The following is a 25483-nucleotide window of genomic DNA, read 5'->3' on the forward strand; positions in this document are numbered from 1 at the left end:
CGCCCATGAACCGTCAATACATGGAGCTTTACCGCACCACCGAAAAGATGAACAGACCACCGCCTGAAGTTTATCAATACCCCCGCCCGCCTGTTAGTTAAAATTCATAGTTAAAGAACAGTTCGAGATAATCCATCTTATACCAACTTACATAAATATTTGATCAACCACTTATCCAGATTGGTATCACAGCGGGTTGTCAGTTGTTTGCCTATTTTTAGATAAAAAAAAGCCCCAGCATATCGCTAGGGCAAATGGATCCGTTAATGTAGTTACTTTGGCAAATAACTAATAAAAATCAAAATGATCGACTAAAATCAGAAAATTCATCGGGGGTGGAGCAATTACTGTACTTTGGCAACAGCGTCTTTCACTAGCAGACCTAGCTCATCCCACTGTTTGTTGTCGATAAGGTCACCAGGAACCATCCACGTACCGCCACAAGCCAGTACAGACGGTACAGCTAGGTAGTCGTCGATGTTGCTAAGGCTAACACCGCCAGTTGGCATGAACTTAACTGGGTAAACCGCAGTAAGTGCTTTAAGCATTGAAACACCGCCAGAAGGCTCAGCAGGGAAGAACTTCAGGGTACGTAGACCCATTTCCATTGCTTGCTCAACTAGGCTTGGGTTGTTAACGCCAGGAACGATAGCAACGCCTTTTTCCTGACAGTACTTAACAGTTGTTGGGTTGAAACCAGGGCTTACGATGAAATCAACGCCAGCATCGATAGCTTCGTCAACTTGTTCTTTAGTTAGAACAGTACCTGCGCCGATCAGCATTTCAGGGAATTCTTTACGCATGTTGCGGATAGCCTGAACAGCGGCTTCTGTGCGGAAAGTGATTTCAGCACAAGGCATGCCGTTGTCAACTAGGGCTTTACCTAGTGGGATTGCATCTTCAGCGTTTTTGATAGCAATAACAGGGATTACTTTCAACGCAGCTAGTTTGTCGTTTAGGTTACTCATAATTCTTTACTCTCACTTAGTATCGTGTGTTAAATCGTTGGCATTGCGTCGGCAGGGATAACAGCACCGCGGTATTGGATAACCGTCGAGGCAACCTGATGACCTGCATGAGCTGCTTGAGTCGCTGAACCGCCAGTGAAGCGCTTGGCTAGGTAGCCACCGCTGAACGAGTCACCTGCCGCAGTCGTGTCGACAACGTTTTCAGCCACTAGCGCTGGAACATATACGTTCTCTTCGCTGGTCACAACCAAGCAAGCGTCTTTACCACGCTTAATAGTCAGCTCTGTTACACCGGCACCTTGGGTACGTTCGATACACTCTTCGAGTGTCTCATCGCCGAACAACAGCTGCTCGTCATCAAACGTCAGTAGTGCGATGTCAGTAAGGGATAGCATGCGAAGGTAGGCTTCTTGTGCTTCTTTCACACAGGCCCATAGCTTAGGACGGTAATTGTTGTCGAACAATACCTTGCCACCTTTGCCTTTGAAATCTTCAAGGAAAGTAAATAGCTGTTCACGGCTTTCGGCCGTTAGGATAGCTAGACTGATACCACTAAGGTAAATAGCATCAAAAGCCATTAGGTTGTTCAGCAGATCTGCACTTTGCTCTTGTTCAAGCAGGTATTTTGCTGCTGCATCGTTACGCCAGTAGTGGAAGCTGCGCTCGCCAGTGCTGTCGGTTTCGATGTAGTAAAGGCCAGGAAGTTTACCTTCTAGGCGTAGCACCAAGTCAGTATTGATCCCTTCCTTGTTCCAAGCTGCCAACATTTCATCACTGAAACTGTCGTTACCTAGGGCTGTTACGTAAGTGGTGTTGATATCATGGTCTTTGGTCAGACGAGATAGGTATACCGCTGTGTTAAGGGTATCACCACCAAAGTTACGGGTTAGTTGGTCATTGGCTTGTTGCAGTTCGATCATGCACTCGCCAAGAATGGCAATGTTCATTGTAGCCATACATACTCCGGAAAAAGGTGATGGGAAGGGCACTGTGGTGACCTTCCCATAAGGGTAATTACTTCAAAAAGTCCTGACGAACAGGTGAGAACATATCTAGAAGGATGCTGCCTTCCTCTAGTGCTACCGCACCGTGAACCGCTAGCTTCTTAGCGATGTATGCGTCGCCTTTTTTCAGCACGCGCTTCTCGCCGTCAACTTCTGCTTCGAAGCTACCTTCTACCACGTAGCCAATCTGATCATGGATATCGTGGGCGTGTGGGTGGCCGATTGCGCCTTTGGCGAAGATTAGGTGTACAGCCATTAGATCTTCAGTGTGGCCAACGATTTTACGTTGGATGCCATCGCCTAGATCTTCCCACGGAGTGTTATTGATATCGAAAAACATTGTGTGATTCTCCCGAAAATAATGTATTTAAATTTTACAAATGAAAGTAGGGTACAAAGGCTCAACCTTTGCTGATGTTATTGTTTAAGCCGCACTCGTTTCGGCTGCGGCTTCAGGCTTTTTTCTAGAAGCACTCACCAGCAAGATACCGACCGTTAGTACGATAGAGCCACACAAAATAAACAGTCCACGGCCTGATGGATCATTTGGAATCAAGGCCATTGCTAGAATACCGAAGCCTGCAACACTGATCAGGTTACCAAGCATTGAACGCTGTGCTGTATCTAGCGATTGCTGCTCGTCACCACCAGAAACAAGTGGGGTATTCCAGTTTTCAAATAGTTTCTCTACTTCTTTCTCACGCTCTACAGTCAAGCCTTTGTAGAAGAACTTAGTCATGATGAACCAACCACCAGTGAACACAACGTGTGCTGCTAGGCTTAGTCCAACCACAAGGTCACTCCACTCACGGCCAGTTAGTGGCTGCTCAAGACCGAATAGGCTCTCGATGTGATGGGCCTTTAGTGCAATACCGAAGATGAAAGAAACAACACCACCAACGATTAGCGTTGACCAACCTGCCCAGTCTGGGGTCTTGCGAATCCACATACCTAGAAGGACTGGGATAAGCATAGGGAAGCCAATCAATGCACCGATGTTCAGTACGATGTCAAACAGGCTTAGGTGACGCAGTGAGTTAATGAACAAACCAATCGAGATGATGATGAAGCCCATCATGATAGTGGTTAGTTTAGAAACAATGATCAGCTCTTTCTGGTTCGCATGTGGGCGGAAAATTGGCTGATAGAAGTTACAAACAAAGATACCCGCGTTACGGTTCAGACCCGAGTCCATAGAAGACATGGTCGCAGCGAACATTGCAGACATTAGTAGGCCAACCATACCGGCAGGCATTACATTCTGCACGAAGGCTAGGTAAGCAGCATCACCGGCTTTGTCGCCCATTGATGCGTACTGCGCTGCAAAATCAGGCATGAATGCGCTTACGTACCATGGTGGTAGGAACCAGATGACAGGACCAACAACCATTAGGATACAAGCAAGGCCTGCCGCTTTACGCGCGTTCTCACTGTCTTTCGCAGCAAGGTAGCGGTATGCGTTGATACTGTTGTTCATCACACCGAACTGTTTGATGAAGATGAACACAACCCAAAGGATGAAGATGCTGATGTAGTTCAAGTTGTTACCTACCAGGAAGTTACCCTGGAAGTTATCAACGATGTTACCAATACCGCCACCGTGGAAGTATGCAGCGATTGCACACGTGATAGTTACCGCCATGATAACAAGCATCTGCATGAAGTCAGAGGCAATAACCGCCCAAGAACCACCCGTTACAGCCATTGCCATCAGAACGATACCCGTAAAGACAATTGTTGCCTCCATTGGGATGTCAAATACAGCGGCAACAAAGATTGCCAGACCGTTCAACCATACACCTGCCGAGATAAGGCTATCTGGCATGCTGGCCCAAGTGAAGTACTGCTCTGTAGTTTTACCGAAACGCATACGGATGGCATCAACTGCTGTTACCACTCGTAGCTGGCGGAATTTTGGTGCGAAATACAGATAGTTAAGGAAATAACCGAAGGCATTTGCTAAAAACAAAATAACTACGGCGAAACCATCTGTAAATGCTTTCCCTGCTGCACCAGTGAACGTCCATGCTGAAAACTGTGTCATGAAGGCGGTAGCACCTACCATCCACCATAACATCTTGCCTCCCCCCCTGAAGTAATCACTGGTAGAGGTGGTGAATTTTCTAAACATCCACCCGATAGCGATTAGAAATAGGAAATAGGCCAGAACTACGAAAGTATCAATGGTCATCTTTTTCAGCCTTAAGTTTATCGAATTGGCAGTAGTGTAATAATTGAAAAGTTATATTGTAATACAAGTTGACTGTTTTCGTGACCTCCATCAAATTTATTTTTCTGCGCCTCATTTTTTAGAATGGGTTAAAGTGCGATTATATTTTTAATAAACAATTGCTTAGGTCTCAATTTTGACGCAGGTCAATACGAGTGCTGAAATGTGACTGCTGTCGAGTTTTTTCAAAACAGTAGTGAAACAAAAACCTATTTGTATTATTTTATGTCTATCAAAGAGGTGCGTATACGCTCTAATCTAGAGGTCAACATGAACACTACTCTCCAGCCAGTATTATTTACTCACGATGAAGTTGCTGATTTACATGAAGAAATCGGTAGTTCGTCGTTAATGGGAAAAACGATTGCGAAGCTGCAGACTGAGCTTGAGCAATATATGGCATTGCCAATGGATGTTCCCGGACAAAGTGAAGCCGGTGGCTATGAACATAATAAGCATAGGCAAAACTACCATTACATTAACCTCGCTGGCCGTTTGTTCCTGATCACTAAAAATGAGCGTTATGCCGAGTATGCAGGGCAATTGTTGACCCAATATGCAGATAAATACTTACAGCTCGACTTTCATGTTCAACGCAACACTAACCCTCCTGGTCGGTTGTTTCATCAAATGCTCAACGAGCACATGTGGCTTATGTATGCAAGTTTAGGCTATTCCTGCATTAGTACATGGCTTAGTGATTCGCAACGTGACCACATCGTTGAAAATTTGTTTAAACCGATGCTGCACGTTGCCACAGAGAAATACGACTTCGATTTTGATCGTATTCATAACCATGGTATTTGGGCTGTAGCCGCTGCGGGGATCTGCGGTCTTGCTATCGGCGAGCGTAAATACCTCGATATGGCTGTTTATGGGTTAGCCGGTGACGGCAAGACCGGCGGCTTTTTGGCTCAACTCTCGGAGTTATTCTCGCCTTCGGGCTATTATATTGAAGGGCCTTATTATCATCGCTTCGCTATTCGCCCATTGGCGGTTTTTGCTGAGGTTCTGCACCGCCATATGCCTGAGTTGGATATTTACAACTACAAAGGGCAGGTGATTAAGCAAACGACCCAAGCATTGCTGGCGACGGCTTATCCGAATGGTGTGTTCCCGGCCTTGAATGATGCATCCAAATCTATGGGGATCACCGATATGGGTGTCGTGGTCGCGGTGAGCATGGTCTTCAAGCGTTATGGCTTTGATAAGAACCTGCTTGGGATGGCACAAATTCAGGATCTGGTGTGGATGCACCCTTGCGGGCAAGCATTGTCACAAGCGTGCGACGCCGAAGAGAATATTGAGCCGCCTCTTTGGCCTAGTGTTGAATTGAATGAAGGCCCTGACGGCACATGCGGTGCGCAAGGTTTCCTTCGTATGCAAGGCAATGACAAAGACATTTGCCAACTTTCGATGAACTACGGCCAGCACGGTATGGGGCATGGTCATTTTGATACCTTGGGTGTTGCATTTTATAGCCGTGGTCAAGAAGTTCTGCGTGAATACGGTTTCGCCCGCTGGGTGAATATCGAACCTAAGTTTGGTGGCCGCTACCTTGATGAGAACAAGAGCTACGCCCGTCAGACGATTAACCATAATGGTGTGACGGTGGATGAAGGCTGTCAGAACCAGTTTGATGTCGAGCGTGCTGACCGCACCCACGGTAAACCACATTTCTTTATGGGCGAAGGTACTGAGCTTCAGGCGATGAGTGCCTTTGCTGACGAACATTATCCCGGTGTGGGGATGCAGCGTACTGTGATGTTGCTTAAATCAGACCAATTGGAAAATCCACTGCTGATTGATCTGTACCGCCTGACCAGCGACAAGCCGCACCAGTACGACTACTCGCACCAATATCAAGGCCAGATCATCCGTACTGACTTTGAATACAAGACAAACTCTGAATTACACCCATTGGGTGATAATTATGGTTACCAACATCTATGGAACCTTGCCCGCAGCGAAGCGGGTAAGAGTACCTTGGTCAGTTGGTTGCAGGGTAGCAGTTATTATACCTGGCTTGGCACCAGTTCAAGCGCCGACAATGAGGTGATCTTCACCCAGACTGGTGCCAATGATCCGCAGTTTAACCTGCGCCACGAAACCAGTTTTATTTTGCGAACTACAGGCAAAGATTTGCTGTTCGCCTCGGCATTGGAGACCCATGGTTACTTCAATGAAGCGGTGGAAGCCTCTGTTGATGCCCGTGGTAAGATCCATCAGATTGACGTTCTGGTTCACAACGAGACAGGCTCGGTGGTTGCTATTGAAGGGGAAGGTATCCGCTTCACTGTAATGGTAAGCAACCAGCCAAATGTAACTGACACGACCGAACATCGAATTATCATTAACGACAAGACTTATAGCTGGAAAGGATTCCTTGCTGTTGAGCAGGAGACGAAATAATGACGTACCAACCACTATTGATTAGCTTTGACGAAGCCGCGATCCTTCGCGAAGATCTGGGTAAAGATACCCTAATGGGCAACGCACTGGCCCGTGACATTGAAAAACTGGAAGACTACATCGCGACGGTTGGTATTGAAGTACCTGGCCATGGCGAGGGTGGTGGTTATGAGCACAACCGCCACAAGCAAAACTACATCCATATGGATATTGCTGGCCGTTTGTATCTGATCACCGAAAATGAAGCTTACCGTGACTACATTCGCAACCTACTGGTAGCGTATGCAGAGGTTTACCCTAAGCTGGAACTGAACGTCAGCCTAGACAGTAACCACCCTGGTCGTATTTTCCACCAGACACTGAACGAGAACATGTGGATGCTTTACGCGTCTTGTGCGTACAGCTGTATTCACCATACGCTGTCTGACGACGAGCGCAGCTTGATCGAAAACGATTTGTTCCAGATCATGGCTGATATGTTTGTTGACACTTACGCGCACGACTTCGATATCATTCACAACCACGGTCTATGGGCTGTTGCTGGTGTGGGTATCTGTGGTTACGCAATTCAGAACCAGGAAATCGTTGATAAGGCGCTTTACGGTCTAAAAGGCGATAGCGTTAGCGGTGGCTTCCTGGCTCAGCTTTCTCAACTGTTCTCGCCAGACGGCTACTACATGGAAGGCCCTTACTACCACCGTTTCTCATTGCGTCCAATCCAACTGTTTGCCGAAGCAATTGAGCGTCGTCAGCCAGAAGTGGGTATTTTCGCCCATAAAGATGGTGTGATTAAAACAACCAGCTATGCGGTAATGTCAACGGCCTTCCCAGACGGTACGCTACCGGCTTTGAACGACTCGTCTAAGACCATCGACATCAATGATGAAGGTGTTCTGATCACGACAAGTGCGTGTTACGGTCGTTACGAAGAAGACGCCAACCTATTGGCGATGGCTGCTCACCAGAAGGATGTGTGGGTACATATCTCCGGTAAGAAACTGTCTGACGCGGTAGCGAAAGAAGAAAATATCCCTGCATTTAACTGGGGTAGCCTGTTTGTCACTGATGGCCCTAATGGCGACAAGGGTGGCCTGACCATCATGCGTCACCGTGACAGCAAAGATCAAGATACCATGGCATTGCTATGGTTCGGTCAGCACGGTTCTGATCACCAGTACCACTCTGCACTGGATCACGGTCACTACGACGGCCTTCACCTAAGCGTATTTAACAAAGGCCACGAAACCCTGCATGACTACGGTTTCGGCCGTTGGGTAAACGTTGAGCCTAAGTTCGGTGGTCGCTACATTCCAGAAAACAAGAGCTACTGTAAGCAAACTATCGCGCACAACACAGTAGTTGTTGATCGCAAGACCCAGAACGAATTCAACACGGCAATGGCTGAATCTCGTAACGGTGAACTGCACTTCTTCAAAACTGAAAACGAAGACTTCCAGGGCATGAGCGGCATCGTACGCGAATACTACGCAGGTGTTGATATGCAGCGTAGCGTGCTACTGGCGAAAGTTGACGGTATCGAAAACCCATTGATCATCGACCTATACCGTTTGATCTCTGAAGACGAGCACGAGTATGACTTCCCTGTACACCACACAGGTCAGATCATTCGTACTGATTTCGACTACCAGGCAAATGCTAGCTTGAAGCCAATGGGTGAAAGCGATGGCTACCAGCATATCTGGCAGGTTGCTCAAGGCGAAGTGTCAGGCAGCACGCTAGTTAGCTGGTTGCATGACAACAGCTACTACAGCATGGTGAGCTCTGCGGGCAACAAGGGTGAAGTGATCTTCGGTCGCTTGGGCGCCAACGATCCTGATTTCAACCTACGCTCTGAGCCAATGTTTGTACTGCGCCAGAAAGCGAAATCTCACCTGTTTGCCAACGTGCTGGAAACGCACGGTTACTTCAACGAAGCGGTAGAAGCATCGGTTGATGCCCGCGGTAAAGTAGAGCGCGTTGAAGTGGTGGGTATGGATGATGTTGCATCTGTTGTTCGTCTGCATCTTATTGACGGCCAGGTGCTGACCTATGCAGTATCTAACCAAACTGGTGGTCTGCAAGACGGCAAGCATGAAGTGAGCTTTGCTGGCGAGAGCTTCAGCTGGGAAGGTCCATACGCTCAGCTATAACAAACACTCATTAAGTGAATAATGAAAAGCCGGGCTTGCCCGGCTTTTTTGCGTCTATGACCTGAGTGTCGCCAGAGCCGCCCTGATTGGTTGAAGCTAGGAGGCGGAAATGCGCTAGTGCTTTTGTATTATTAATGGGTGCTGTGGTGAAATTCAATATCATAAAAACAAGATCTAGGTCACGATTTAATAATGGTTTTGTTAATAAATGCAAATTATAACGCTTTATCGCTTTGGGTATATTGTATTACAAGAGGCGTGATCTTATAATGAGCTCATCAATCGAGATAGCCGTTCCTCAAATGGCTACCCTGAGACTGACTTATTATAACAACTACTTCCTAACTTAAGCTTTGCCTTGTTAAACAGCGCTCTAGGACGGAGCGCTATTTTTTTGCCTGCAGTTCGAGGCTGTTTGCTTGTTATCCCTTTCAAATCATTCTTCTCAAGAGCATTCTTGTTGTTATTTTCTGATCCCGATGGTAACCGCAGTTAAGCCACTGTATTAATCAAAAGTGATGTTATTGAAACGGAGATAGATCTATTTCTTCTATTTTACACACCGCAGTTACTGTTGGGTGTTGTGACATCCGCTTTAGGTAGCCTGCTAAATGGGAAAAGTGCAGCGGTGACTTCTTGATAGGTAAAGACCACTCGGCCAGCATAAACAAGAAGAAATCACAGGCAGTGAGTTTTTCACCTAACAGGTATGTTTTGCCTGCCAATTGTTTATCTATCACTGCCAAAGCATCGGCAATGCGATCATCTTGCGCCGCAATAACATTGGGAATGGTCTTTTCGTCATTGGTGTGGCGGTGAGGGTAGTAGCGAACCATCAGCTCGGCCTGTAGGGTGTTGTTTAGGTAGGTTAGCCACTGGAAAAATAAAGGGCGTGCTTTATTGCCTAGTGCCGGTATTAAGCCATATTCTGGATGTTGCTCACATAAGTGGATACAGATGGCCGGGCTTTCAAAAAGTGCTATGCCATTATTGACCAAGGTGGGGATCCGGCCTGCAGGGTTGAGTTTTAAATAGTCTGGCGACTTTTGTGAATTAGACTGCTTGTCGACTAACAGTAGTTCGTAGTCGAGCTTCATATGGTATAGCAGAAAGTGAGGGGCGAGACTTGCATTGTTGGGGTAGTAATACAATTGGTACACGAGGTTCTCCTTAATTAACGGGCCTTAGGTGAATGGTTTAATAAGTTCTCCTATAACGGGTAATACAGAGAATACCAATAAACCAGACATTAAGAAATTGAACCATTTGCGATGGTGTTCATGGTTTAAATATCGCTTCAGCCATGTGCCAAAATATAGCCAGATCCCCACACAAGGAAAAGAAACGATTAAAAATGTACCCGCGATAATGAGGGCCTGAGCGGCAAACTCACTGTTGGAGGTCGTGAAAGCGGCTATAGCACCAGTTGCCACGACCCATGCTTTGGGGTTGACCCATTGAAATAAAGCTCCGTTGAAGAACGATAACGGTTCTGGTTGCTCCTTGGTTCCCAATCCGTCACTTGAACTTGAAATTAACCATGCTAAATACAGTAAATACAGCACACCAGATATTTTGATAATGGTGTGTAAATGGGGAAAGAGGTCAAAGACCTGCCCGAAACCAAATCCAACGATCAGCAACATAAAAGCAAAACCGAGGCATATACCACATAACACAGGTAAGCTTTTTTTTATCCCAAAGTTTAATCCAGAAGTCATAACCAGGATGTTATTGGGACCTGGGGTTGCTGATGATACAACAGCAAATAATATTAATGAGTATAAGTAATTCATTACCTAATTATGCTCCTAGGGTATGCTGGTTTCTATATTTAACAGCCCTTCTAGTCCGGCTTCCCGGTGGGCTTTTAATGCAAGGAATTCTTCAGATGATGTCATTTCTAATAGGGCTTTTCTTGATGGATATTTTACAATAACGAATGCATCCCATAGCTCATCAACCTCACCGATAATTAGCCCGGTTATTTCAGAGAAAAACACCACTTCAGCACCATGTTTATCAAGTACACCAAGCATAGAATTGCCACAAAGCTCATATGCTTCTTTACCTGTTAATGTTGTTTTTCGACCGTCGGGATATACCGCTTTTTCACGAAATTTAAAGAGATTCAGCAAGTGGATTTCTCCGGAATCAGGCTCGTTGCCGAGTCTTTCTATTTGCTTATCTGATGGGGTTAGCTGATTTATAACTTCCATATTCACTCCAACAAGTTGCAGATAACTCTCTTTTTGGTTTGTATTATTGCCTAATATGAAGAGAAGTGACTAATAGGTAAAGGTGAATATCAAAATGTTGGTTTATTTTGCGGCCAATATACAATTAAGCCTTATAGTTAGTATTGTCATGCGTAAATTAACAATGTTGGATAAACATCGACTCTTATTACAGTCATTTATATATAGCTCTATGTACAACTTATTGCTGTATTAACTGACAGAGCACTTAACTCAGGCGACCAAGGCTCAGAGCTCAAGGGTGTAACGTAGAGAGCGCTTCTCGAAACCTTGTTTAGCATAGAACTCTTGGGCCTGATATCGGCTTAAAGATGTCGTCACCTCAAGCAGTTGGCAAGCATGCTCTCTCGCATGGTTTTTAGCCGCTTCAATCAGCGTTGAACCGATCCCTTTGCCTCGCTTATCTTTATCAGCCACTAAGGCTGTGATTCGGCAAATACGTTCGCCAGTGGGAAAATATGGGAAAGTGATCAGGGTCATCACCCCGTATAAGGCTTCCCCACCATCGAATACAAAACTGACTTGGTCAGTTTTATCTAGCATGGCATCAATAGTGGCTGGACTGGCTTGATAGCCGAGTTGTTTGAGCAATACGCAAATTGCTGGGCCATCTTCCATAGTGGCGTGTCGGATCATACTAACTCCAAACTCAATGATTCAATTCAAGCTTAACAGATAGATATGACAAGTTTGTGGAGTAATACCAATCTGGATAAGTAGTTGATCAAGTATTCGCACTGGAAAAATCGTTGTTATCAAGGCAGAGATTGCAGTAACTAGTGGCTCTAATTACAAAATATCTAACGCAGAGAACAGCGATTTTAACCTGCAAGACTGATCAAATATTTATGTAGGTTGATATAATAGATATGCTGAGTTGGAGGAGGTGATAAGCATAACCGTATATAGCCAAGCGACTTAGGGTGCCTCTTGGGTATATACAGTTAGCGGTAGGTGGCTAATTACGCGACTTCGCTTGGCAAACGGTGTTTCTCTTCCTTAAGCAGGAACTGAGAAGCAGAACGTGCCTTATCGGCGTTACCGGCCATAATCGCATCGTAAATTGAACGGTGCTCATTAATGCACACGCCACCATCTTTGGATGAGTGGTGAATGAAGCTCATGAAAATGGTCGCCATGACATTACCGAAAGGCAGGTAGAAGTCGTTGCCTGTTGAGAAGAAGATCAAGCGGTGGAAATTCATATCGACTTCAGCCCAGCGAGCTTGGTCAAAGTCAGCAGCAATATCACACATCTGTTGGAAGGTTTCAGATAGTTCGATACGTTGCTCTGCAGTGGCATTACGGGCAGCTAGCGCGCATGCTTCTGGCTCGATAGCTTTACGTAAACCGAGGAACTGGTGGTAGAAGACTTCGGCATTTTCCAAACCTTCCATCCACTCAAGTAGTTGTGGGTCTAGGAAATTCCAGTTAAGGCGATCAACGACTTTGGTACCGATCTTCGGTTTAGATTCAAGTAGACCTTTTGATGTTAGAAGTTTAACGGCTTCACGCAAAGCGGTACGGCTGATGCCGAATTGTTCACAAAGCGTCATTTCTCCAGGGATCACTTGGCCTTGCGCTAGCTGGCCAGAGAGAATGCGACGGGCGATTTCGCGGGCTACCTGAACGTGCAGGCTGCGTTTGGATCCCGCTATCACGGTAAAACTAGAAGACATGTTAATCCTTGGTTCGATAACTATATGTATGACTATATGACTACAGTATACTGGATTTTGCGTTTTTACTTGAGCAGTTTCGAAATTGTCATGCAAAAAAGCCGACTTTCGTCGGCTTTTTATCATAATGAACTTGCCGTTAGGGGGCAATATTAGCTAATGGCTAATATTGCATGCCTAAATTATTAGAAGCTGTAAGTAATACCTACACGGCTACGTAGTTCGCGGTCGTCTTTGCCATTATCACGGGTGTAGTTAACATCACCGAATTCAACATATGGGCTCCAAGCGCCTGGACGGTAGCGGATGCTGATGTTGTTTTCGTAGTTGGTGTCTTTGCCGTCGTACAGCTCATAGCCTTCAGCTTTGTAGTAGTTCATTTCAAGACCAAACTGCCAGTCATTAATGCTGTAGCCAACGTTACCCGTTACACGGTGGCGCTTTTCTGTGCTGTCACCATTGCTGTAGGTTTTGAAATCATGGCGGTAACGACCGCTCAGTGTCAGGCCTTCTATTTGTTCAAACGCATAAGTTAGACGAACCTGCGGCTTATAGGTCATACCGCTTTCACGGCCCTCAATTGGCATGCCTGGCTGAAGTGTCCAGTTACCATTACGGAAGCGGTATCCCCAATCAAATTCCCAGCCGTTATTTTTCAAGTCTTCCATAAACTTGCCATTGGCACCCTTGAACTTCAGTTCACCGCTGAAATAAAGATCACCAATGCTTTCGTTGATTTTAACGCGGCTAGCATGCTGCTCTGATTTTCCTTTGTATTCGTGACGGAAATCGATTGAAGCGGCGCTGACCTGGCCTGCAATAAGAGCTGAACCAATAAGTAGCATCAGGGGAGAATGTTTGAACATAGTGTTTTTTTTCCTGAATTGTAGGGCGTTCTTAATAAAGTAATACAATAGTATTGTTTTGTTCCTTGCCGTCAATCAGGGGTTATTAGTAATTGTGATCATGATCTATGGTGATCTCGATCACGGTTTATTGTTCAATATGATTTAATTCAGTAGTTTAATTACATTTATTTGGCTTTTTTGAATATTTTCCTTAAGGCTGTAAACGTGAAACAGATCAAAAAAGTATGACATTTTGATTTCAATCAATTTGTTTCAGTATGATGCTAGCTGCACTTAATTGTTTTAAGCTATTGATTTAAATGAGTTAAATTGATTTGTGTTATTATTAGCTTAAATTTATCGTGATCGTTATCTCGATTAATGAATATTGTAGTACAAGAAAGTGGCTGGGGTTTTTATAGTATAAGCAAATTACTACTCAAAAGGACTCCCTTCGATGGATCTTAATATTATGATCGTCGGCATCTACTTTTTGTTTCTAATTGCAATTGGTTGGATGTTCCGCACATTTACAAATACCACCAGTGACTACTTCCGTGGGGGAGGTAGCATGCTTTGGTGGATGGTAGGTGCATCTGCATTTATGACCCAGTTCAGTGCTTGGACATTTACTGGTGCGGCGGGTAAAGCGTACGATGATGGTTTCGCTGTTGCGATTATCTTCCTAGCTAACGCTTTCGGTTACTTGATGAACTATCTTTACTTCGCACCTAAGTTCCGCCAAATGCGAGTTGTGACAGTTATTGAGGCTATCCGTCTACGTTTTGGCAAGAACAATGAGCAGGTCTTTACTTGGTCAGGTATGCCAAACAGCGTTATTACCGCGGGTATATGGTTGAACGGCCTGGCGATTATTGCTTCTGGTATTTTTGGTTTCGATATGACCATGACAATCGTTCTAACGGGTCTGGTTGTACTCATCATGTCTGTAACGGGTGGTTCATGGGCAGTTATTGCCTCTGACTTCATGCAGATGGTTATCATCATGGCTGTAACCGTTACCTGTGCGATTGTTGCAATTATCCAGGGTGGTGGCGTTGGCGAGATCGTTAACAACTTCCCACTGGAAGAAGGTGCTTCTTTTGTTTCTGGTAACAACCTCAACTACCTAAGCATCTTTGGTATCTGGGCGTTCTTCCTTTTCTTCAAGCAGTTCAGTATCACCAACAACATGCTGAACTCATACCGTTACCTAGCGGCCAAAGATTCTAAGAATGCGAAAAAAGCAGCACTGCTAGCTTGTATCCTGATGACAATGGGTCCACTAATCTGGTTCATGCCTTCTTGGTTCATCGCTGGACAAGGTGTTGATCTGGCTGCTCAATACCCAGATGCGGGTTCTAAAGCGGGTGATTTTGCCTACCTATACTTTGTTGAGCAGTATATGCCTGCTGGTATGGTTGGTCTGCTTATCTCTGCGATGTTTGCCGCAACTATGTCTTCTATGGACTCAGGCCTTAACCGTAACTCAGGTATTTTTGTTAAAAACTTCTACGAGCCAATCTTACGTCCAAATGCGTCTGAAAAAGAGCTGGTAGTTGTTTCTAAACTGACATCTACTTTCTTCGGTATCGCAATCATCCTGGTTGCCCTATTTATCAACTCACTGAAAGGCCTAAGCCTGTTTGACACCATGATGTATGTGGGTGCGCTTATCGGCTTCCCAATGACGATTCCTGCATTCTGTGGTTTCTTCATCAAGAAGACGCCAGACTGGGCTGGTTGGGGTACGCTGGTTGTCGGTGGTATCGTTTCATACTTCGTTGGTTTTGTTATTACCGCAGACATGATTCAGAGCTGGTTCAACCTTGAGCCGCTTACTGGCCGTGAATGGGCTGACCTGAAAGTGGCTATCGGCCTGATTGGTCACCTGATCTTCACTGCTGGTTTCTTCATCCTGTCGACTGTGTTCTACAAGCCGCTTACGGAAGAGCGCCAGAAAGACGTTGATCGTTTCTTCAATAACCTAGCAACACCATTGGTTGCTGAATCAACTGAACAGAAGAAGCTGGATAACAAACAGCGCCGCATGCTGGGCTCACTGATCGCGACAGCGGGTGTGGGTGTGATGGTTATGTTTGTCCTACCGAACCCACTCTGGGGCCGAATGATCTTTGTTCTGTGTGGTGCAATTGTTCTGGCTGTTGGTTTGCTACTGGTTAAAGCCGTCGATGAGAAAGTCGAAAATGGCGCAGAGCTCGCGGCTGAGCAGGACTAAGGGGTGGGTATGTTGAAACGTACATTCACATCTATAGCGATTGCTGGTGCTTTGTTTGCCGCCCCTGTATTTGCTGCTGACGGAACGCCTAACACCGTTTTCTTCGATGCTGATTTGATTGCCGAAAGCAAGGCACGTATCCACAATGATACGGCTACCGAGGAGGCGCAGGCTAGTTACCAGCGCCTGCTGGATGAAGCGGAAGCGGCAATGAAAGTTGGGCTCTTGTCGGTAACCGACAAGACTCTGATGCCGCCAAGCGGTGATAAGCATGATTATTTCTCTATCAGCCCTTACTGGTGGCCGAACGAGAAGACTGAAGATGGTTTGCCTTGGGTTCGTGATGATGGCAACACCAATCCGGACTCGAAAACGGATGCGACCGATTCAGTTCGCATTGGCTTGTTCACTCGCTCGGTAAGAGCATTGGGTGTGGCGTACTACTTCTCGGGTGAGGAAAAGTACGCCGAGCAGGCCGCGGACATGTTACGTCATTGGTTTATCAACCCAGAGACACGCATGAATCCGAACGTGCGTTATGCGCAAGCGGTTCCGGGCGTTGATGACCAGCGCCGCAGCGGCATGATTGATTCGCGCAGCTTTTCTGACCGTCTGGTTGATGCCTTGGCGTTGATTGAACTGTCTGAGCACTGGACCGAGCAAGACGATACGGCAATGAGGGCTTGGCTCAACGATTTCCTTGACTGGTTGATCACTTCCGAGCAAGGAACGGCAGAGCAGTTTTCACCGAACAACCACGGTACTTGGATGCAGGCGCAGATCGCTGGTATCGCTTACTACCTTGGTCGCGAAGACATCGCCAAGATGACCGTCGCGCAAACTAAGTGGCGGATCCGTGAGCAGCTTGATAGCAAGGGTACCCAGCCAGAAGAGCTGGCGCGTACCCGAGGTTATCACTACAGCTACTTCAACCTGGATGCGATGGCATATTTGGCGCAACTTGGTGACAAGCTAGGTGTCGATATCTGGAACCATGATTATCGTGGTCGCAGCATGAAATCGGCTATCGACTATGTCGCGCAATACCAGCGTATCGAAGATTGGCCGCACGCTGACAACGATGTGAAGAAGGGCCGTTTCCAGACTTACCGTATGCTGACGGTATATCGTAAGGCTGACTTAGCTTGGGGTACTGACTACTACGATCAGGTTATCGACAAGATTGGCTTTGAAAATGCCGAGCTAAATAACCTGTCCCAAGTGTGGGCAGAGCGAGACGCTTACCTGCTATATCCAAAACTGTAAACCTCTCCCTGTAATTCCCGGGCGGCAATCCTGTCGCCCGGTATAAGGAACATAGAATGAAAAAATACACGCCTATCGCGCTGGCATTGCTAGCTGCGCTGTCTTTTAACGTCCAAGCTTCGACCCAGGATGCAAATGCACCAGTACCGGTACAATTACCTGAAATGACGGTTGAGCCCTCTGTTGCTGAAGTGTCACTGACATCCTTAACTGCCGAGCAGTTGGTTGAAGCCGCAAATCGTGAAGTGGTTGATATCGCAAAAGTTGACGTTGTGAGCAAGCCAGCGGTTGAGGCGTTGAAGCAACAGCTTGAAAATGCTAAGCCGGGTGAGGAGATCACGATTGCTCCGGGTCGCTATGCCGACTTGGGCGTGGTCGAGCTAACCGCTGACGGCATTACGGTGAAGGCTGAGCAGCCGGGGACAGTATTGTTGACTGGCTTGGTTCAACTAGTGGTCAAGGGTGACGATATTACCCTAGATAGCCTTGTGTTTACTGAGGGTGGCCCGGCAGAGCGTTTTGGTGGCGTACGTCTTGAAGGTATGCGTAATACACTGCAGAACTCAACGTTCTACTACTTCAACGATGACTACGCGTACGAGCCGGACGAAAGGCGTAGTGAGTACCCACGTTACCTATGGGTGTCACTTTGGGGCAAAGATGGCAAGGTCATCAATAACCGCTTCGAAGGCAAGCACAAACGCGGTACCTTGATTGGTATCCAGAAGAACATTGACGATAAGGCGGATAACCATCTTATCGAAGGCAATATTTTCTACTCTCAGAAGAAAAACCGCTATAACGAATTAGATATCAAAGAAGCGATCCGCTATAACGGCAATAGCTGGGAAGCGATCCGTATTGGCGACTCGAAGAGCAGTCAGTGGCCATCGCGCACCCAGTTTGTGAATAACTTGCTGGTGGACTCGGATGGTGAGCGTGAGCTGATCTCGATTAAATCGAGTGAGAACCGCATTGCCGGTAACACTATTTTTGAAAGTGCCGCGATGATTTCACTGCGTCATGGTAAGGCCAACGTGGTTGAGAACAACGTGATCATCGGTAACAACAAACAGGACACCGGTGGTATCCGTATCTACGATGAAGATCATGTGGTGCGCAATAACTACCTTGTGGGCTTGCGCGGATCCGGTGGTCAGATTGCCGGTAATGCCGATGTGCGTGGTGGCGTGGTGATCAACACTGGTATTATCGATGTAAAGAACAATGAAAAGCTTGATGAGTCTGTAAAAGGCAAAGAGCTGAATAAGCAGTGGACGCCGAAGAACGTGACGGTGGAAAACAACACCATGGTTGATGTCGAGTTCGGGATGGTTCATGGCAATCAGGGTCACCGTGTCAGCCTGTTCGATAACAGCGAGGTAGAGGCTATCTTCACCGGCGATCACATCTCGTTCAGCAGCAACGTGGTGTACAACGAAGGGGAAGGCTTGCAGGCTCTGCGTGCCGACCCTGCGACCCCGTTAACAAGTCCGACATACCGCGATGAGATCTACTTTGGTCAGGTACATGGTATTGATGGTGTTCCAAAAGGCGTTTCTCAGCAGAAGCCAAACTACATCAAGGTCGGCGACTTCTACCAGTTCGCTGAAGGTGGTGCAGACGTGTCAAAACTTCATGTACTGACGGCTGACGAAATCGGTCCAAGCTACCGTTTGCAGGTTGCTCCAAAGAGTTAGACTTCTAGCTTGCTAGTTTAACGTCATTGTTAATGGCGCAGTCCGGCCCGTACATATTCCAAGGTTGTGTACGGGCTTTTTTCTGTCGGCACCAATTATACCAACCTACATAAATATTTGATCAGCCTTGCTGGTTAAAATCGCTGTTCTATAAAGAATTGGCGGCCTGTTTGTGATTATAACTTTAGGCCGACAGTAACAGCGATTTGGTTTGGCTCGTAACGGTAAGGACCCACATCAAGCTTCATCACTTCGTTAGACACATTAATGTAGAACATGTCTGCCGTCAGGCGCATACCAATACCGTAATAGGTGTTGGTATCAGAGTAATTGGTCGAATAACAATATTTGCTCGAACACCAATTGTCATCTTCAGTTGTGCGATGAAAGCCCAATGATACGTAGGGCTTTAATGATACGCTTGGGCTAAGAGGGAATGCATAGCCTAAGTCCGTCCCAAGCTTAACAGTGCTGTAATCCACAGAGCCTCGGTAGTAGTCATAACCTGATTCTTCATAAGAAAGGTTAAAGCCCACAATGCGGTTGAAATCGAAACCCCCTTCCAACTTGAAGCCGGTATCAGTATCTATGTATTGATCAGACAGATAAGAGATCCCCAAGCCAACACGCGGCCCCTGATAAGCGTTAGGACCGCCATGATGATAATGGTGGTGGGTGTGATGCTGATTAGCGCTGGCGAACATTGGAGCTGTGGTCAGCATGGTTAGGGCGGCGGTTGCGAGTAACTTTTTCATTGTCTGTCTTACTGTCAAAGTGGGAAGCGGGAGGATTATGGAGGTGAAGACGCCGTTTGTAATCAGTGAGGAAGCTGAAATCACAGAAAGCTGACAAAAAGGTCGTTTTTTCGCAGCATTTAGTTGCTATTTCGTGCTAGATGTAAGCAAGTGTTTCTTTATGACGATTGGATGTTTTGTTTTCCTGTGGGGCATGAGGATACCAGTGGGCATAAGGCGCATTTGGGGGATTTGTTGCAGAACTGCTGACCGTGCTCAACCATAAGTCCGTGGTAAAATGCATAGCGCTTGGTATCAGCTGGAATGGCTTGCTCAACCAGCAGCCTGAACGTTTCATAGTTTTTGGGTACTTCTAGCCCATTACGTTCGAATATCCGCCTGGCATAGGCGTCGATAACAAAAGACGGTTTGCCGATGGCATAAACTAAGATGGCATCAGCGGTTTCTCCCCCTACGCCCTTTATCGCTAATAGCTCCTTTCTGAGAGTTGAAAGCTCTATTTCTCTAACTTGTTTGATGTCGTACTGGTAGACTTTGAACCATTCGGTTAGAGCTTTGAGTTTGATAGCCTTTTGATTGAAATACCCGCTAGGCCTGATTTTTTGCGCCAGTTCGTCAAGTGGTAAAAGCTCGATAAGATGCGGATTATTAGCAGACTTACCCAGATTATTCAGAGCCTTATCGGCGTTTCTCCAGTTGGTGTTCTGGACGAGGATGGTGCCTAACATGGTTTGGTAGGGCGGGGTATCTGGCCACCAGTCGAAGTAGCCATAATGACTTTCTAGAACTGCAAAAACAGATCTGATTAAGGTTCGCTGGTTTGGACTGTGTGCTGAAAGGCGACTCATTACCGGTTTATGTCTGGCTAATGTTTGTGATTGAAAAAGTATAATAGAGATTGTGGCGCTTAGGATATGGCTTTGTCACAAGGTGCAACTTGATGAATTTTCCTTGGTTCCATGTGTTGCGGACTGGTGACGACGGTATTTCGCCCTAATTTTTTTGCGTGATAGAGTGCTTGGTCGGCCCTTGATACTAAGCTTTCCCAACTTTCGCCATCACGAAGACTGGCGACTCCAAAGCTCGATGTGAGTGGTAGCTTTATGTTATCAACTAAGCCACATGTGAAAATGCTTTTTCTTAGCGACTCAGCGAGAATGTTGGCCTCTTCAAGGTGACTATTAGGCAAGATGATCAGTATTTCATCCCCACCAAAGCGAAATACAAAATGGCAGGGGCGAGTGACAGTATTGATGACTTTTGCCACTCGTATTAAGGCCTTATCACCGACCAAGTGACCGTGCTTGTCGTTTATTGACTTGAAATTATCTATATCAGTCATAATGATGCTTAGTGACATCGCTTTATGACTTTCTACCAATATGCGGGGTAATACTCTTTCTAATGCATGGCGATTATAAAGTTGGGTTAAGGGATCACGTCTAGAAACCTCTCGAATTGATCTGACCAAGCGGGCATTGATCATCCACAGCATGCTAAAGCTCATCGCAACCACTAACAGAATGCTAAATAAGAACGTGAGTTGATGGAGTAAACCTGCATACATGAAGTTGTGTATTTCTTCTGAAAGTGCAGACCAAGTAGCACGAAAAACCATAAAAGTGCCATACAGAAATAAAGATGATGACATCATCCATACGGCGATTTTTAAGTCCTTCTGTTTTCCATTTAGAGTGGCTATCGCCGTGATTATCGTACTGATGGCAACAAAGACACTAATGACGATGACCCGTGCTTTTATCGACGGTACGATATGCGAATAATAATAGAATAACGAGATGGATAGCGGATAGCAGGCATAAGTGAAGTAAGTATATTTCAGCGAACTCTTTCTAAATAAACACAGGCTGTGCAGGACCAATTGGAAGCCTAACATGATGATGGCATTAGCAATGATAATGGAGAGCCAGTTTGAAGTTGTTCCTCTAAAGCTGAGAACTAATGGGCCAATACCAATGAACAGTAGTGACAGGGCAAAGAGTCCCAAGCCTGAGATCTTTTTTTGCGAGCGTTGATAGAGAAGAAAGCCAGCACTATAGATACAAGAAAATAGAATAATGATGAAATTAAGTGTTCTTATATCGAGAGTAAAACTATCCATTGCATATTTCCCATTTCTTGCATCGCAACAAAATAGGGTGTTCCATTTTCTGATTAATCTGGTATTAAAATCATAGAGCACTGTTAATAAAATGCTTAATAACCCACTTAAAGTGAGAATGTAATCACATTACACTGTGTTGTTTGAATGTTAATACAAGGCAACACACACATATCGATTATGTGTGTATTGCTTGGCGTAGATAAGATATGTGCTTCTATATTCTAGGCTAGTTATTGCGGCAGTTTGTCACACACTGTGGCTTCCAACTCGACGTCATACATTTCTAGCAGCTTGACGTATTTGCCGTTTTGGCACATTTCCTTCAGTTTTTTATTGAAAGCATCTTTGACCGCTTTGTCTTTGAAGCTGGCTTTGAATTCAGTAACGGGCGGGAAAATACTGTGGTATTCGACACTGTCGCTTGATTGTTTCATTGCCTTGCTGAAGAACTCGAAAATGCTTCGGTCGATGACAATAACTTGCTTGTCGGCTTTCCAGAATTGTGCGACCTGCTTGGCTTGGTCACCAAATTCATGATAGTTAGAGCGGTATTCTGCACCTGGAGCAAATAATGTCTGGAACTCATCACCTAACTCAAGGTAGGCGTTCTGCCAAGTCAGTACCGGGTGGGTTTTGAGATCATCGATAGAATCAATCGCGATATCATCGCTTTTTTTAGTGATGGCGAAATTCACAAAGGTGACGAGGTGATCGGAATAAAAAATGTCACCGCCATCCACTAAAACGCCAATCGCTACATCGGCCTTTTTGTCCTGAACGGCATTTTGTACATCACTCAGCGGCATTTGGACAAAGTTGAGTTCATAGCCTTCCAATGCCTGCCTGACGATATCTACTTCAAGTCCTTGTCTACCACTGTCCATCACATACGGAGGCATATCAGTTGAGATGGCGACAGTCAGCTTGCCTTGCTCGGCATGAAGGTGAACCACTGCGAACAAGGCTGAGCTGTAAATAGCGAGTCTTAAAGGGATCAGGTAGCGAGGCTTTGGTTTGGCGTAATTCATTGTGAAAGACTTCTAGCTGGAAAACATTTAAGGGTCTTTCAAGTGTAACAGCAGGCTGGAAATTTGCAGTGGAAGGGAGGGCTGGGCAGGGAGCCAGGCAGGATAGCGAGAAAGGCAGAGGAGAAAATTTCAAAACCTTAACCGTCAGAGGTGACGGTTTGGAGCCACATGGGTGTGTCTATGCGCTTTTGAAATTTTCGTTCCTCTACCTATTCAATGTTGAGCCGTACTGGGTTATGCGATTATTAAGCGACTACGTTAGCCACTTCTTTAACCAGATCCGCCAACTCGTCCCAACGCTCTTCGTCGATGAGGTTGCCCGGAACCATCCAAGTACCACCACAAGCAAACACCGACTTAACCGCTAGGTAGTCTTTAACGTTTGATGGGCTTACGCCACCTGTTGGCATAAAGCTAACTGGATATACTGCAGTCATCGCTTTAAGCATGTTCACACCGCCAGAAGGCTCTGCCGGGAAGAACTTCAAAGTATTAAGGCCAAGCTCCATGGCTTGCTCAACCATGCTTGGGTTGTTGACGCCAGGGATGATTGGCATTTCACGCTGCTGACAGTATTTCACTGTGGTAGGGTTGAAGCCTGGGCTGACAATGAAGTCTACGCCTGCGTCGATGGCTTGGTCTACTTGTGCTGCCGTCAATACAGTACCCGCACCGATCAGCATGTCAGGGTAAGCATCACGCATGTTGCGGATAGCTTGCGCGGCCGCTTCGGTACGGAAAGTCACCTCGGCACAAGGAAGGCCGTTTTCAGAGAGTACCTGAGCCAATTTTACGGCTTTATCGGCATCTTTAATGGCAATCACTGGGATAACTTTCAGCTCGCCCATACGAGCATTTAACGTAGTCATGATGTCTTCCTTAATTAGAATTGAACAATACAGGCATTGCTGTGGCTGGAATAATGGCGCCCTGATGTTGGATCACGGTACCGGCTAATACGTGGGCATTCTTTGCCGCTTGCTCGGTATCACCACCTGTCAGGCGTGTTGCCAGGTAACCGGCGCTGAATGAGTCACCGGCGGCAGTGGTATCTATGACGCTGTCGACCTTGGTGGCCGCAACAGATGTACAATTTTGGGCTGTAACGACAAGGCAGTCCTCAGCGCCGCGCTTGATAACAATTTCACCCACACCACACTGCTGAGTACGAGCAATACACTCGTCCACAGTATGCTCGCCATATAGCATGATTTCATCATCAAATGTCAGTAGGGCGATATCAGTCAATGACAGCATGGTTTGGTAGCGCTTTGCTGCGATGTCGGCACTTTGCCACAAGCGAGGACGGTAGTTATTGTCGAAAACAATTTTACTGCCTTGCGCTTTGCATGCGGCTAGTATGAGGAAAAGCTTATCAAGTGCTTCCGAAGGCAAAATAGCCAGGCTGATCCCGCTGAGGTAGATCATGTCAAAACCCGTTAGTTTTTCTACTAAGGTGGGGATGTCGATGTTATCCAACCAGTAGCGAGCAGCTGCATCATTGCGCCAATAATGGAAGGTACGTTCACCGGTATCGTCGGTTTCGATCAGGTAAAGACCAGGGTTTTTCTCTTCGGACTGGAAAACCAGCTCAGTGCTGATGTGCTCTTGCTGCCAGTCAGCCAGCATGTCGCGGCTAAAGCTGTCAGTGCCAAGACCTGTGATATAGCTTGTCTTGACATCATGCTGGTGGGTCAAGCGGGAAAGGTACAGTGCCGTATTGAGCGTGTCACCACCAAAACTCTGTTTGATGAGCTCGCCTTTACGTTGCAGTTCGACCATACATTCACCGATCACAGCAACACGTTTTAAAGCCATAAAAAAACCCTCAAGATTGGTTGTTGAGGGTATTTTTAACAATAAGCCCTTACAAGTCAATAAAAATGAAATGTTGTTTCTATTTATTGTGGGTAGTTGTGATATCCCATCTGTGCTGAGACGTTTCGGCTGGCATTTTGTAGCAGTTCTATATAGTAGGACTTGCGTTTTTCATCGAAACGGATCGTTGGCAGCGAGATAGACAGGCCTGCAATAACATTACCAAAACGGTCAAAAACAGGCGCAGCCATACAGCGTAGACCTGGCTCTTGCTCTTCGTTATCTTCAGCAAAAGCTTGCTCTTTGACTGTTTTCAGCTCGTTAAGCAATTGGTCAATATTTTCTAGGGTTTTATCCGTATGCTTAATAAAGTTAACGTCTTTCAGGGCATTACGGGTGAACTCTTCACTGCGGTAAGCCAATAGAACTTTACCGATAGCGGTACTGTAGAGCGGGTTACGGCGACCGATTCGTGACTGCATACGCAGGTTGTAGCCTGAATCAATTTTGTGGATGTAGATAATGGCGTTCTCATCCAGCGCACCAAGGTGCAGGGCTTCATTGGTCTGCTGAGAAATTAGCTGCATTTCTTTGTCACACAAGTCGATGAGGTCTACATGTTCTAATGAGGCTGCACCAAGCTCAAATAGCTTCAGAGTTAGTGCATACTTATCTGTTTCACCTTCTTGAGAGACATAACCCAGCATTTTCATTGTTTGTAAAAAGCGGTATACGGTGCTTTTTGACATCATTAGGCGCTGAGAAAGCTCGGTAACGCCGATCTCTTTTTGCTCGCCAAGAGCCTGCAAGATCCCGAACACCTTCATTACTGACGAGACAGCTTCAGGCTGTTTAGCAGATTCCATCAAACGTTCCTTTCATTATATTCGTTGTCGTTAACATTATACGTTCTAACTTTTTCTGTATCTATTTTTATGAAAACCTTTTTTAAAAAATATGAATCAACACAAATTACCTGTAGTTATGTGACTTGAGTCATACC

22 protein-coding genes are annotated in these 25483 nt (G+C 46.0%); 5 read left to right on the forward strand and 17 right to left on the reverse strand.

Annotated features, from left to right (window positions below):
• Nucleotides 1-344 precede the first annotated feature (344 nt).
• The 4 genes from ACVA53_RS00430 to ACVA53_RS00445 all read right to left on the reverse strand — a co-directional run bounded on the left by ACVA53_RS00430 (nucleotide 345) and on the right by ACVA53_RS00445 (nucleotide 4163).
• Nucleotides 345-968, reverse strand: coding sequence for a bifunctional 4-hydroxy-2-oxoglutarate aldolase/2-dehydro-3-deoxy-phosphogluconate aldolase (locus tag ACVA53_RS00430; RefSeq protein WP_255044482.1), 624 nt, complete (start codon nucleotides 966-968; stop codon nucleotides 345-347).
• Between the two features lie 29 nt (nucleotides 969-997).
• Nucleotides 998-1924, reverse strand: coding sequence for a sugar kinase (locus tag ACVA53_RS00435; protein ID WP_446504232.1), 927 nt, complete (start codon nucleotides 1922-1924; stop codon nucleotides 998-1000).
• A gap of 58 nt (nucleotides 1925-1982) precedes the next feature.
• The gene (locus ACVA53_RS00440; RefSeq protein ID WP_446504233.1) at nucleotides 1983-2312 is read right to left on the reverse strand and encodes a cupin domain-containing protein; all 330 of its coding nucleotides are present in this window, start codon (nucleotides 2310-2312) and stop codon (nucleotides 1983-1985) included.
• 84 nt (nucleotides 2313-2396) lie between these two features.
• A complete protein-coding gene (locus ACVA53_RS00445) occupies nucleotides 2397-4163 on the reverse strand; it encodes a sodium:solute symporter family transporter (RefSeq protein WP_446504234.1) in 1767 nt (588 codons plus the stop codon).
• A gap of 309 nt (nucleotides 4164-4472) precedes the next feature.
• On the opposite strand from ACVA53_RS00445, the gene ACVA53_RS00450 reads away from it, so the two are divergent.
• Together ACVA53_RS00450 and ACVA53_RS00455 are read left to right on the forward strand one after the other, a co-directional pair.
• A complete protein-coding gene (locus ACVA53_RS00450) occupies nucleotides 4473-6614 on the forward strand; it encodes a heparinase II/III domain-containing protein (protein WP_446504235.1) in 2142 nt (713 codons plus the stop codon).
• Nucleotides 6614-8764, forward strand: coding sequence for a heparinase II/III domain-containing protein (locus ACVA53_RS00455; RefSeq protein WP_446504236.1), 2151 nt, complete (start codon nucleotides 6614-6616; stop codon nucleotides 8762-8764). The genes ACVA53_RS00450 and ACVA53_RS00455 overlap by 1 nt, the downstream gene beginning before the upstream one ends.
• Nucleotides 8765-9285: 521 nt before the next feature.
• Here ACVA53_RS00455 and ACVA53_RS00460 read toward each other — a convergent pair.
• The 6 genes from ACVA53_RS00460 to ACVA53_RS00485 form a co-directional block, all read right to left on the reverse strand.
• Entirely contained in the window at nucleotides 9286-9924 is a 639-nt protein-coding gene (locus ACVA53_RS00460) for a glutathione S-transferase family protein (RefSeq protein WP_446504237.1), read from the reverse strand.
• A gap of 24 nt (nucleotides 9925-9948) precedes the next feature.
• On the reverse strand, nucleotides 9949-10560 hold the full coding sequence (locus ACVA53_RS00465) for a LysE family translocator (protein WP_446504238.1): 612 nt from the start codon (nucleotides 10558-10560) through the stop codon (nucleotides 9949-9951).
• A gap of 15 nt (nucleotides 10561-10575) precedes the next feature.
• The gene (locus ACVA53_RS00470) at nucleotides 10576-10983 is read right to left on the reverse strand and encodes a DUF1330 domain-containing protein (protein WP_446504239.1); all 408 of its coding nucleotides are present in this window, start codon (nucleotides 10981-10983) and stop codon (nucleotides 10576-10578) included.
• Nucleotides 10984-11250: 267 nt separating this feature from the next.
• Complete coding sequence (locus tag ACVA53_RS00475) at nucleotides 11251-11658, reverse strand: GNAT family N-acetyltransferase (RefSeq protein WP_446504240.1); 408 nt, start codon at nucleotides 11656-11658, stop codon at nucleotides 11251-11253.
• A gap of 326 nt (nucleotides 11659-11984) precedes the next feature.
• Nucleotides 11985-12701 (reverse strand): FadR/GntR family transcriptional regulator, encoded by a 717-nt coding sequence (locus ACVA53_RS00480; RefSeq protein ID WP_255044469.1) that lies wholly within the window; start codon nucleotides 12699-12701, stop codon nucleotides 11985-11987.
• A 185-nt stretch (nucleotides 12702-12886) separates the two neighbouring features.
• Nucleotides 12887-13567 carry an oligogalacturonate-specific porin KdgM family protein gene (locus ACVA53_RS00485; RefSeq protein WP_446504241.1) on the reverse strand — a complete coding sequence of 227 codons (681 nt, stop codon included), beginning with the start codon at nucleotides 13565-13567 and terminating at the stop codon, nucleotides 12887-12889.
• A gap of 439 nt (nucleotides 13568-14006) precedes the next feature.
• On the opposite strand from ACVA53_RS00485, the gene ACVA53_RS00490 reads away from it, so the two are divergent.
• The 3 genes from ACVA53_RS00490 to ACVA53_RS00500 are packed head-to-tail and all read left to right on the forward strand — an operon-like array spanning nucleotide 14007 to nucleotide 18754.
• On the forward strand, nucleotides 14007-15788 hold the full coding sequence (locus tag ACVA53_RS00490; protein WP_446504242.1) for a sodium:solute symporter family protein: 1782 nt from the start codon (nucleotides 14007-14009) through the stop codon (nucleotides 15786-15788).
• 9 nt (nucleotides 15789-15797) lie between these two features.
• Nucleotides 15798-17054 (forward strand): alginate lyase family protein, encoded by a 1257-nt coding sequence (locus ACVA53_RS00495; protein WP_446504243.1) that lies wholly within the window; start codon nucleotides 15798-15800, stop codon nucleotides 17052-17054.
• Between the two features lie 56 nt (nucleotides 17055-17110).
• On the forward strand, nucleotides 17111-18754 hold the full coding sequence (locus tag ACVA53_RS00500; RefSeq protein WP_446504244.1) for a polysaccharide lyase 6 family protein: 1644 nt from the start codon (nucleotides 17111-17113) through the stop codon (nucleotides 18752-18754).
• 176 nt (nucleotides 18755-18930) lie between these two features.
• Here the strand turns inward: ACVA53_RS00500 and ACVA53_RS00505 are convergent, their stop codons facing one another.
• The 7 genes from ACVA53_RS00505 to kdgR form a co-directional block, all read right to left on the reverse strand.
• Nucleotides 18931-19509 (reverse strand): outer membrane beta-barrel protein, encoded by a 579-nt coding sequence (locus ACVA53_RS00505; RefSeq protein WP_446504245.1) that lies wholly within the window; start codon nucleotides 19507-19509, stop codon nucleotides 18931-18933.
• A gap of 158 nt (nucleotides 19510-19667) precedes the next feature.
• Nucleotides 19668-20357 carry an endonuclease gene (locus ACVA53_RS00510; RefSeq protein ID WP_446504246.1) on the reverse strand — a complete coding sequence of 230 codons (690 nt, stop codon included), beginning with the start codon at nucleotides 20355-20357 and terminating at the stop codon, nucleotides 19668-19670.
• Nucleotides 20358-20416: 59 nt separating this feature from the next.
• Entirely contained in the window at nucleotides 20417-21631 is a 1215-nt protein-coding gene (locus tag ACVA53_RS00515) for a GGDEF domain-containing protein (RefSeq protein ID WP_446504247.1), read from the reverse strand.
• Between the two features lie 233 nt (nucleotides 21632-21864).
• On the reverse strand, nucleotides 21865-22662 hold the full coding sequence (locus ACVA53_RS00520; RefSeq protein ID WP_446504248.1) for a transporter substrate-binding domain-containing protein: 798 nt from the start codon (nucleotides 22660-22662) through the stop codon (nucleotides 21865-21867).
• A gap of 245 nt (nucleotides 22663-22907) precedes the next feature.
• Complete coding sequence (locus ACVA53_RS00525) at nucleotides 22908-23531, reverse strand: bifunctional 4-hydroxy-2-oxoglutarate aldolase/2-dehydro-3-deoxy-phosphogluconate aldolase (RefSeq protein ID WP_446504249.1); 624 nt, start codon at nucleotides 23529-23531, stop codon at nucleotides 22908-22910.
• Nucleotides 23532-23541: 10 nt separating this feature from the next.
• Nucleotides 23542-24480 (reverse strand): sugar kinase, encoded by a 939-nt coding sequence (locus ACVA53_RS00530; protein WP_446504250.1) that lies wholly within the window; start codon nucleotides 24478-24480, stop codon nucleotides 23542-23544.
• Nucleotides 24481-24563: 83 nt separating this feature from the next.
• Nucleotides 24564-25346, reverse strand: coding sequence for a DNA-binding transcriptional regulator KdgR (gene kdgR / locus ACVA53_RS00535; RefSeq protein WP_446504251.1), 783 nt, complete (start codon nucleotides 25344-25346; stop codon nucleotides 24564-24566).
• Between the last annotated feature and the right edge of the window lie 137 nt (nucleotides 25347-25483).

This window comes from Photobacterium sp. DNB23_23_1 (assembly GCF_052873815.1).

What these genes read in the sequence shown, in the direction of transcription:
- ACVA53_RS00430 (WP_255044482.1), bottom strand. Translation starts at nt 968, where the DNA reads ATGAGTAACCTAAACGACAAACTAGCTGCGTTGAAAGTAATCCCTGTT.
- ACVA53_RS00435 (WP_446504232.1), bottom strand. Translation starts at nt 1,924, where the DNA reads ATGGCTACAATGAACATTGCCATTCTTGGCGAGTGCATGATCGAACTG.
- ACVA53_RS00440 (WP_446504233.1), bottom strand. Translation starts at nt 2,312, where the DNA reads ATGTTTTTCGATATCAATAACACTCCGTGGGAAGATCTAGGCGATGGC.
- ACVA53_RS00445 (WP_446504234.1), bottom strand. Translation starts at nt 4,163, where the DNA reads ATGACCATTGATACTTTCGTAGTTCTGGCCTATTTCCTATTTCTAATC.
- ACVA53_RS00450 (WP_446504235.1), top strand. Translation starts at nt 4,473, where the DNA reads ATGAACACTACTCTCCAGCCAGTATTATTTACTCACGATGAAGTTGCT.
- ACVA53_RS00455 (WP_446504236.1), top strand. Translation starts at nt 6,614, where the DNA reads ATGACGTACCAACCACTATTGATTAGCTTTGACGAAGCCGCGATCCTT.
- ACVA53_RS00465 (WP_446504238.1), bottom strand. Translation starts at nt 10,560, where the DNA reads ATGAATTACTTATACTCATTAATATTATTTGCTGTTGTATCATCAGCA.
- ACVA53_RS00470 (WP_446504239.1), bottom strand. Translation starts at nt 10,983, where the DNA reads ATGGAAGTTATAAATCAGCTAACCCCATCAGATAAGCAAATAGAAAGA.
- ACVA53_RS00475 (WP_446504240.1), bottom strand. Translation starts at nt 11,658, where the DNA reads ATGATCCGACACGCCACTATGGAAGATGGCCCAGCAATTTGCGTATTG.
- ACVA53_RS00480 (WP_255044469.1), bottom strand. Translation starts at nt 12,701, where the DNA reads ATGTCTTCTAGTTTTACCGTGATAGCGGGATCCAAACGCAGCCTGCAC.
- ACVA53_RS00485 (WP_446504241.1), bottom strand. Translation starts at nt 13,567, where the DNA reads ATGTTCAAACATTCTCCCCTGATGCTACTTATTGGTTCAGCTCTTATT.
- ACVA53_RS00490 (WP_446504242.1), top strand. Translation starts at nt 14,007, where the DNA reads ATGGATCTTAATATTATGATCGTCGGCATCTACTTTTTGTTTCTAATT.
- ACVA53_RS00495 (WP_446504243.1), top strand. Translation starts at nt 15,798, where the DNA reads ATGTTGAAACGTACATTCACATCTATAGCGATTGCTGGTGCTTTGTTT.
- ACVA53_RS00500 (WP_446504244.1), top strand. Translation starts at nt 17,111, where the DNA reads ATGAAAAAATACACGCCTATCGCGCTGGCATTGCTAGCTGCGCTGTCT.
- ACVA53_RS00505 (WP_446504245.1), bottom strand. Translation starts at nt 19,509, where the DNA reads ATGAAAAAGTTACTCGCAACCGCCGCCCTAACCATGCTGACCACAGCT.
- ACVA53_RS00510 (WP_446504246.1), bottom strand. Translation starts at nt 20,357, where the DNA reads ATGAGTCGCCTTTCAGCACACAGTCCAAACCAGCGAACCTTAATCAGA.
- ACVA53_RS00515 (WP_446504247.1), bottom strand. Translation starts at nt 21,631, where the DNA reads ATGGATAGTTTTACTCTCGATATAAGAACACTTAATTTCATCATTATT.
- ACVA53_RS00520 (WP_446504248.1), bottom strand. Translation starts at nt 22,662, where the DNA reads ATGAATTACGCCAAACCAAAGCCTCGCTACCTGATCCCTTTAAGACTC.
- ACVA53_RS00525 (WP_446504249.1), bottom strand. Translation starts at nt 23,531, where the DNA reads ATGACTACGTTAAATGCTCGTATGGGCGAGCTGAAAGTTATCCCAGTG.
- ACVA53_RS00530 (WP_446504250.1), bottom strand. Translation starts at nt 24,480, where the DNA reads ATGGCTTTAAAACGTGTTGCTGTGATCGGTGAATGTATGGTCGAACTG.
- kdgR (WP_446504251.1), bottom strand. Translation starts at nt 25,346, where the DNA reads ATGGAATCTGCTAAACAGCCTGAAGCTGTCTCGTCAGTAATGAAGGTG.